This is a genomic window from Acidovorax sp. Leaf78, from assembly GCF_001422735.1.
Lineage (GTDB): Bacteria > Pseudomonadota > Gammaproteobacteria > Burkholderiales > Burkholderiaceae_C > Acidovorax.
Map to the genome: position 1 here is coordinate 44,619 of NZ_LMLZ01000013.1, position 6,681 is coordinate 51,299.

Here is a 6,681-nt window from a genome sequence, read left to right on the forward strand (position 1 = left end):
TGGCTTCGGGGGAAGCGGGAGCTGCGGCGCTAAGCCACGGCCGCGGACCGCCTTTGCATCCGGTGGTTGCCTGCCGGGCACATGAGGAGTGCTAGCGGGACGGCGCGCCGCTGCAGGCGCCCCTTAGACGCCCCGAACTGACGCTGTGATGCCCCAGGGCGGGGCGCGCAGGCCCGATCCGGACGCCGTCAAACCCCTGTGTGCTCCAGCCTGGTGCGCAGAACTTGTATACCAGTTGGCACGGAACCTGCAATCGGTGGAGCGCAATGACCACCGCCAACGACATCAGCAACCGCATCATCGAAGCCGTGATGGCCCAGAAGCTGGCCCCCGGCTCGCGCCTGGGCGAGCAGCAGCTGGCGATGCTGTTCGACTGCAGCCGCACCATCGTGCGCGAGGCGCTCACGCGCCTGTCCACCCGCGGCATCGTCACTGTGAGCGCGCGGCGCGGCTGGTATGTGATCGAACCGTCGGAAGACGAGGCCCGCGAGGCCTTCGAGGCGCGCCGCGTGATCGAACTCGGCCTGTTGCACCAGCTCAAGTCGGTCGACAAGGCCGCCGTGCGCCAGCTCAAGGCCCACCTGCAGCGCGAGAAGGCGGCGCTGGTGGGCAGCGATGTGGGCGTGCGCAGCTTCCTGCTGGGCGACTTTCATGTTTGTCTGGCCGAATGCCTGGGCAACGGCCTGCTGGCCGACACGCTGCGCGACTTCACGGCGCGCACCACACTGATCGCCATGCTCTACCAGTCGTCGCACGATGCGGCGCAGTCCTGTGCGGACCACGTGCGCATCGTCGAGGCGCTGGAGGCCGGCGACATCGCCCGGGCTGAGGCGCTGATGTCCGAACACATCGGCTCGGTGCAGTCGGCACTGCGCCTGCAGGCCAGCACCGACCCGCTGGCGGGGCTACGCGACGCGCTGGCTCCCATGCACAAGAGCCCTGCCGCCGATCCGGGCGCTGCCAGGTCCGCCATTGCTGCCACGCCGGCCCAGCCTGCAACCCCCGTCGCACCTGACAAGAAGCGCCGGCCCCGCAAGCCGCGCGCCGCCACCGCACGTTCCCTTTCCACCGCGTCCGACAACGACGCAGCACCCGCCGACGCATCCACCTACCTAGGAGCCCTGCTATGACCATCCGCCGCACCCCTGCACCATCGACCCGCCGCCTGACCCTGGGCGTGCTCGCCGCCGCCGGCCTGTCGGCCGCGCTCATGGCACCCGCTGCCCACGCGCAGAACGCACTGGACAACATCCTCAAGGCCAAGGAAATCAAGATCGCCATCCCCACCGACTACCCGCCCTACGGCTTCGTCGGCACCGACCTCAAGCCCCAGGGCCTGGATGTGGAAATGGCCAACTACATTGCTGCCAAGCTGGGTGTGAAGGTCGAGCTGATCCCCGTGACGAGCGCCAACCGCATCCCCTACCTGCAGACGCAGAAGGCCGACCTCGTGATCTCCACGCTGGGCAAGAACCCCGAGCGCGAGAAAGTGATCGACTTCACCGCGTCGTATGCGCCTTTCTTCCAGGCCGTGTTCGCCAGCAAGAGCCTGTCGATCAAGAGCTTTGCCGACCTGACCGGCAAGTCGGTCGCCGTGACGCGTGGCGCGATGGAAGACCAGGAGCTGGGCAAGGTCGCGCCCGCTGGCGTGGACGTGAAGCGCTTCGAAGACCACGCCGCCAGCATCTCGGCCTTCGTGTCGGGCCAGACGCAGGCCATCGCCACCAGCGCCTCCACGGCCGGCACCATCATGATGAAGAACCCCAACCTGCAGACCGAATACAAGCTGCTGCTGAAAGACAGCCCCAACTTCATCGGCGTGGCCAAGGGCGAGGACAAGCTGCGCCTGCGAGTGAACGAGATCATTGCCGAGGCGAAGAAGTCCGGCGACATCGACAAGCTGTCGAGCAAGTGGCTGGGCCGCCCCGCAGGTGAATTGCCTCTGTGATCAACGGCGCGTTGTGACTCCTCCCCATCGTTCAGGCTGATGAGCCTGTGGAAGCCGCTCTCTGCGTGCTGTGTGCGCTGTGTGCGCGCCCTGGCTTCGACAGGCTCAGCCCGAACGGGTGTGAGGGCGCTGGCGGAGGCCGTGAAGGTGCTATCCCGCCATCCATGACGCGCACTGCAGGACACAGGCATCCACAACCTAAGCCGCTAGCACCATGTTGATCCAACTCGACTTCTCTGCCGTGCTCTCGTCCTGGCCGCTGCTGGTGCGTGGCCTGGTGTGGACCATCGGCCTCACCGTGGTGGGCACCGTGCTGGGCCTGCTGCTGGGCACGGCCTGTGCCTGGGCGCGTGCCCGCAATCTCGGCCCGCGCGCGGCGCCGCTGCGCTGGGCGGTGGCAACCTATGTGGAGCTGGTGCGCAATACGCCGTTCATCGTGCAGCTGTTCTTCCTGTTCTTCGGGCTGCCGGCGCTGGGCCTCAAGCTCTCGCCCGAGGTCGCGTCGGTGCTGGCCATGGTGATCAACCTGGGCGCGTACTCGGCCGAGATCATCCGCGCCGGCATCGAGGCCACGCCGCGCGGCCAGATTGAGGCTGCGCAGAGCCTGGCGCTCACGCCCGGCCAGACCTTCCGGCGCGTGGTGCTGCCGCCCGCGCTGCTCAAGGTGTGGCCTGCGATGGTCAGCCAGATCATCATCGTGATGCTGGGCTCGGCCGTGTGCGGCCAGATCTCCACGCCCGAGCTGAGCTACGCCGCCAACCTCATTTCAAGCAACACCTTCCGCGCGTTCGAGGCCTTCATCCTGGCCACGCTGGTGTACCTGGCACTGTCCATGCTCACCCGCCGCCTGCTGATGTGGGTGGGAGCGCGTTTTCTGGTGGGGAGGTAGATCGCCATGGTTGACTTTTCGTTGTGGGACATCCTGCGCAACCTGCTGCTGGCCGCGCGCTGGACGGTGTCGCTCTCGCTCATTGCCTTCATCGGCGGCGGCCTGGTGGGCCTGTTGCTGCTGGTGCTGCGCCTTTCCAAGATGCGCGGCACCGAGCGGCTCATCGGCGCCTACGTGCAGGTGTTCCAGGGCACGCCGCTGCTCATGCAGCTGTTCCTCGCGTACTTCGGCATCGCGCTGTTCGGCATCAAGACATCGCCGTGGACGGCGGCTGCGTTTGCTCTCACGCTCTACACCAGTGCCTACCTTACCGAGATCTGGCGCGGCTGCGTGGCGTCCATCCCCAAGGGCCAGTGGGAGGCCGCGCAGAGCCTGGCGCTCAACTTCGGCGAGCAGCTGCGCCACGTGGTGCTGCCCCAGGCGCTGCGCATTGCGGTGCCGCCCACGGTGGGCTTTCTGGTGCAGGTGATCAAGGGCACGGCGCTGGCGTCGGTGATCGGTTTTGTCGAACTGACGAAGGCGGGCAGCATGATCTCCAACGCCACCTACCAGCCCTTCCTCGTCTACGCCTGCGTGGCCCTGCTGTACTTTGTGTTGTGCTTCCCGGTGAGCCTGGTCGCGCAGTCCCTTGAAAGGAAACTCCATGGCAACCGCCACTGACACCAGCGCAGCTCCCGTGGCTGCCCAAGACGCAACGCTCGTGGGCCGCCCCATCGTCGAGATCACCGCGCTGCGCAAGTCGTACGGCACGAACGAGGTGCTTAAAGGCATCGACCTCAAGGTGCGCAAGGGCGAGGTGATCGCCATCATCGGCAAGAGCGGCTCGGGCAAGAGCACGCTGCTGCGCTGCGTGAATGGCCTGGAAGTGTTCCAGGAAGGCGCGCTCAGCGTCGATGGTCAAAAACTCATGCACGAAAGCGCCATGGCCATGCGCGCGCTGCGCCAGCAGGTGGGCATGATCTTTCAGAGCTTCAACCTGTTTCCGCACCTCTCGGTGGGCCGCAACATCATGCTCGCGCCCACGCTGGTCAAGGCGCGCGACGCCAAGGCCGCCGAGGCCCAGGCGCGCAAGCTGCTTGAGCGCGTGGGCCTGGCCGAAAAGTTCGATGCCATGCCCGAACAGCTCTCGGGCGGCCAGCAGCAGCGCGTGGCCATTGCGCGCGCCCTGGCCATGGAGCCACAGGTGCTGCTGTGCGACGAGATCACCTCGGCGCTGGACCCCGAACTCGTGGGCGAGGTGCTGCGCGTGGTGGAGTCGCTGGCGCTGGAAGGCATGACGCTGATGATGGTCACGCACGAGATGGCGTTTGCCCGCAAGGTGAGCGACCGCGTGATCTTCATGCACCAGGGCCGCGTGCATGAGTCCGGCGCACCCGCCGAGATTTTTGGAAACCCGCAGACGCCGGAGCTGCAGCAGTTCCTTTCGTCGTTGCACGATTGAGTGGCGCCGAGCTGCCGAGCTCCACTGATCTGCGCGATCGGCCCACGCGCAAGAGCCTGCCCACGCCCTGGAGTTCCAGCGCGGGCAGGCTCACGAACCCGCGTTACAAACGCCGGGCCCGCATAAAACGTGTGGGTAGCGCCGTGGCTTAGGGCGTGGCGGCCCTGTGCGGTGGCGTCAGTGCAGGGGCATCAGGAGTTGGCGCCTTTCTCGAATTCGGCGCGGGACAGGGTGCCGCTCTTGTCGGCGTCCAGCTCCTTGAAGCGCTGCACGATGGCCGGCAGTTTGGCGGCTTCCTGCGTGCTGAGCTGGCCGTCCTTGTTCACATCGGCCCGGTCAAAGGCCGCGGTGGAAGCGGTGGATTGAGGGGCCGGCACGAGGGCCGGTCCGGTGGAATTTTTGGAGCCAGCCTGGGGCGCAGTCTTTTCACTGGGGCCGAACTGGGGCGAAGACGTCTGTGCTTGCAATGCGCCCACGCCGCCCAGAGAAAGGGCCGCGAAAAGCATCACGCTGCGCGTGTCGAACGAATAGGTGCGTCGTTGCAGTGCCTTCATGGAAGTGGATTCCTTCGAAGTTGAACAGGGCTCTATTGCACCGCAGCAAGGGCCTCAGTACCAGCACTCTTGCCTGCTGTTGCCTTACCCAACATTTGCCATCGTGGTGTAACTGCCAGGGCCTGTTTTGTGGAGCAATGCATCGTGCATGTAGCCAAACGTACCGCCTCTCACAGCGGCCCCCGTGGCGTTCAAAACGACTGGCTGGCGGGGTTTTCACCGGTAACTGAGCGCCCCGCACGCTGACCAGCGTGACCGCGAAAGTCCTACACCGTGCTGGCGCATCGCTTCCAACAATGAACTCCAAGCCCGCAACAGTTGCGTGCTTCATTTAACCCTGTTGTGTCACTGATCAATCAAGGAGCCATCCATGCAAAAGCAAACCCTCATCGCCGCCCTCGCCACCATTGCCTGCACGGCCGCCCTGGCCCAGGCTCCCAATGCCCCACGTCCTCCATCGGAAGTGAATCCTGCCGCATCGGGTGGCCCCGCAGCGGCCAACGCACAAAACAAGGCCGATGACCGCGCTGCACGCAGCACCGCCACCCCTGCCAACCCTGCCGCCGGTGACGGCCGCGGCGCCCCTGTGGCCGAGATCAACCCCAGCGCGTCTGGTGGCAAGGCTGCGGCCAAGGCAGACACCCGCGTCAACGCCCGCCTGATGGACACCAACGGCGACGGCATGGTGTCTCGCGCTGAATGGGATGCGTACCACACATCGTCCTGGAACAACATGAAGCCCACGGGCTCGGGCGTGTCGACCGCCGACATCGACCGCATGAACCGCACGCCCACCACGACCCACTAAAGTCGTGGACGGCTGTTTGCAGGGGGCGCTGGCCAGCTAGCTCCCTCTGCGCAAAGCCCGCACCCACTGATCCACTTTGCGGTGAGTCAGTGGGTGCGGGCATTTTGCTGCGGCGTGGCTGTACAAGTCTTGACGGAGCCTGTGGCGCAAAATTAGGTCTGCACAGTTTCAGGCTGGCAGCTTGCGATGACGCAAGTGCGCAGACCGCCACCCTTTATCTCAAGGCACCCATGGGCAACCGACTCACACAAATCGCCACACGCACCGGCGACGCCGGCACCACAGGCCTGGGCAACAACGAACGCGTCTCCAAAGACAGCCTGCGCATCCACGCGCTGGGCGATGTGGATGAACTCAACTCCCACATCGGCCTGCTGCTGTGCGAGCCCCTGCCCAGCGATGTTCGCACCCTGCTTGTCGAGATACAGCACCAGCTCTTCAACTTGGGCGGCGAGCTGTCGATCCCTGGCTTCGAACTGCTCAAGCTCCAGGCGGTGCTGGACCTGGACGAGGCCCTGGCGCACCACAACGCCGCGCTGCCGCGCCTTCAGGAATTCATCCTGCCCGCCGGCACCCGCGCCGCAGCCCAGGCCCACGTCTGCCGCACCGTGGCGCGCAGGGCCGAAAGGGTGGTGGTCGCCCTGGGCACCGCCGAGCCGCTGAATGACGCCCCGCGCCAATACCTGAACCGCCTGTCGGACTTGCTGTTCGTCCTGGCCCGCGTGCTCAACCGCATGGACGGCGGCGACGACGTGTACTGGAAAAGCGAGCGCCTTGCGGCGCAGAATGCTACTGAATAGATAGCTGCTTGCGGTTTTTGGCGGGTCGCTGCAAGCCGATTGCATCCAGAGTCGGTATTGCGCACAGCCCGTTGTGACTGGCACGCTGCCAACACCAGGGACACCGTGGAACTGGCTTGTATGGTGGAGGTGTTGGGGTGGAGGGCCTGAGTACCGGCTATCGGCTTTGACCGACTGGCGAAGATAGCCCCCACCCCGCCCCTGAGCGTCGATAAGGAACTGAGCCGCACCTCAGCGCCGA

8 protein-coding genes are annotated in these 6,681 nt (G+C 65.7%); 7 read left to right on the plus strand and 1 reads right to left on the minus strand.

The genetic code is table 11. The annotated features are described in order from the left end of the window. Nucleotides 1-266: 266 nt before the first annotated feature. From ASF16_RS11170 to ASF16_RS11190, 5 genes are all read left to right on the plus strand, one after another. Nucleotides 267-1,130: a GntR family transcriptional regulator gene (locus ASF16_RS11170; RefSeq protein WP_056166681.1), complete on the plus strand. Its 864-nt coding sequence runs from the start codon at nt 267-269 to the stop codon at nt 1,128-1,130. Next, a complete protein-coding gene (locus ASF16_RS11175; protein WP_056166684.1) occupies nt 1,127-1,948 on the plus strand; it encodes a transporter substrate-binding domain-containing protein in 822 nt (273 codons plus the stop codon). Before ASF16_RS11170 ends, ASF16_RS11175 begins: the two co-directional genes overlap by 4 nt. Nucleotides 1,949-2,162: 214 nt before the next feature. Then, nucleotides 2,163-2,837: an amino acid ABC transporter permease gene (locus tag ASF16_RS11180; RefSeq protein ID WP_056166688.1), complete on the plus strand. Its 675-nt coding sequence runs from the start codon at nt 2,163-2,165 to the stop codon at nt 2,835-2,837. Nucleotides 2,838-2,843: 6 nt separating this feature from the next. Beyond that, complete coding sequence (locus ASF16_RS11185) at nt 2,844-3,497, plus strand: amino acid ABC transporter permease (RefSeq protein ID WP_056166691.1); 654 nt, start codon at nt 2,844-2,846, stop codon at nt 3,495-3,497. After that, on the plus strand, nt 3,481-4,278 hold the full coding sequence (locus ASF16_RS11190; RefSeq protein WP_056166694.1) for an amino acid ABC transporter ATP-binding protein: 798 nt from the start codon (nt 3,481-3,483) through the stop codon (nt 4,276-4,278). The genes ASF16_RS11185 and ASF16_RS11190 overlap by 17 nt, the downstream gene beginning before the upstream one ends. A gap of 191 nt (nt 4,279-4,469) precedes the next feature. On the opposite strand, the gene ASF16_RS11195 is transcribed toward ASF16_RS11190, so the two are convergent. Then, the gene (locus tag ASF16_RS11195; RefSeq protein WP_056166696.1) at nt 4,470-4,832 is read right to left on the minus strand and encodes a calcium-binding protein; all 363 of its coding nucleotides are present in this window, start codon (nt 4,830-4,832) and stop codon (nt 4,470-4,472) included. A gap of 370 nt (nt 4,833-5,202) precedes the next feature. Between ASF16_RS11195 and ASF16_RS11200 the strand changes: the two genes are divergently transcribed. Then, nucleotides 5,203-5,640: a hypothetical protein gene (locus ASF16_RS11200; RefSeq protein WP_056166699.1), complete on the plus strand. Its 438-nt coding sequence runs from the start codon at nt 5,203-5,205 to the stop codon at nt 5,638-5,640. A gap of 230 nt (nt 5,641-5,870) precedes the next feature. Beyond that, complete coding sequence (locus ASF16_RS11205) at nt 5,871-6,440, plus strand: cob(I)yrinic acid a,c-diamide adenosyltransferase (protein WP_056166700.1); 570 nt, start codon at nt 5,871-5,873, stop codon at nt 6,438-6,440. Nucleotides 6,441-6,681: the final 241 nt, after the last annotated feature.

Excerpts from the sequence above, each read along its gene's own strand:
- ASF16_RS11185 (WP_056166691.1), top strand. The coding sequence starts at position 2,844 with ATGGTTGACTTTTCGTTGTGGGACATCCTGCGCAACCTGCTGCTGGCC.
- ASF16_RS11170 (WP_056166681.1), top strand. The coding sequence starts at position 267 with ATGACCACCGCCAACGACATCAGCAACCGCATCATCGAAGCCGTGATG.
- ASF16_RS11195 (WP_056166696.1), bottom strand. The coding sequence starts at position 4,832 with ATGAAGGCACTGCAACGACGCACCTATTCGTTCGACACGCGCAGCGTG.
- ASF16_RS11205 (WP_056166700.1), top strand. The coding sequence starts at position 5,871 with ATGGGCAACCGACTCACACAAATCGCCACACGCACCGGCGACGCCGGC.
- ASF16_RS11180 (WP_056166688.1), top strand. The coding sequence starts at position 2,163 with ATGTTGATCCAACTCGACTTCTCTGCCGTGCTCTCGTCCTGGCCGCTG.
- ASF16_RS11175 (WP_056166684.1), top strand. The coding sequence starts at position 1,127 with ATGACCATCCGCCGCACCCCTGCACCATCGACCCGCCGCCTGACCCTG.
- ASF16_RS11190 (WP_056166694.1), top strand. The coding sequence starts at position 3,481 with ATGGCAACCGCCACTGACACCAGCGCAGCTCCCGTGGCTGCCCAAGAC.
- ASF16_RS11200 (WP_056166699.1), top strand. The coding sequence starts at position 5,203 with ATGCAAAAGCAAACCCTCATCGCCGCCCTCGCCACCATTGCCTGCACG.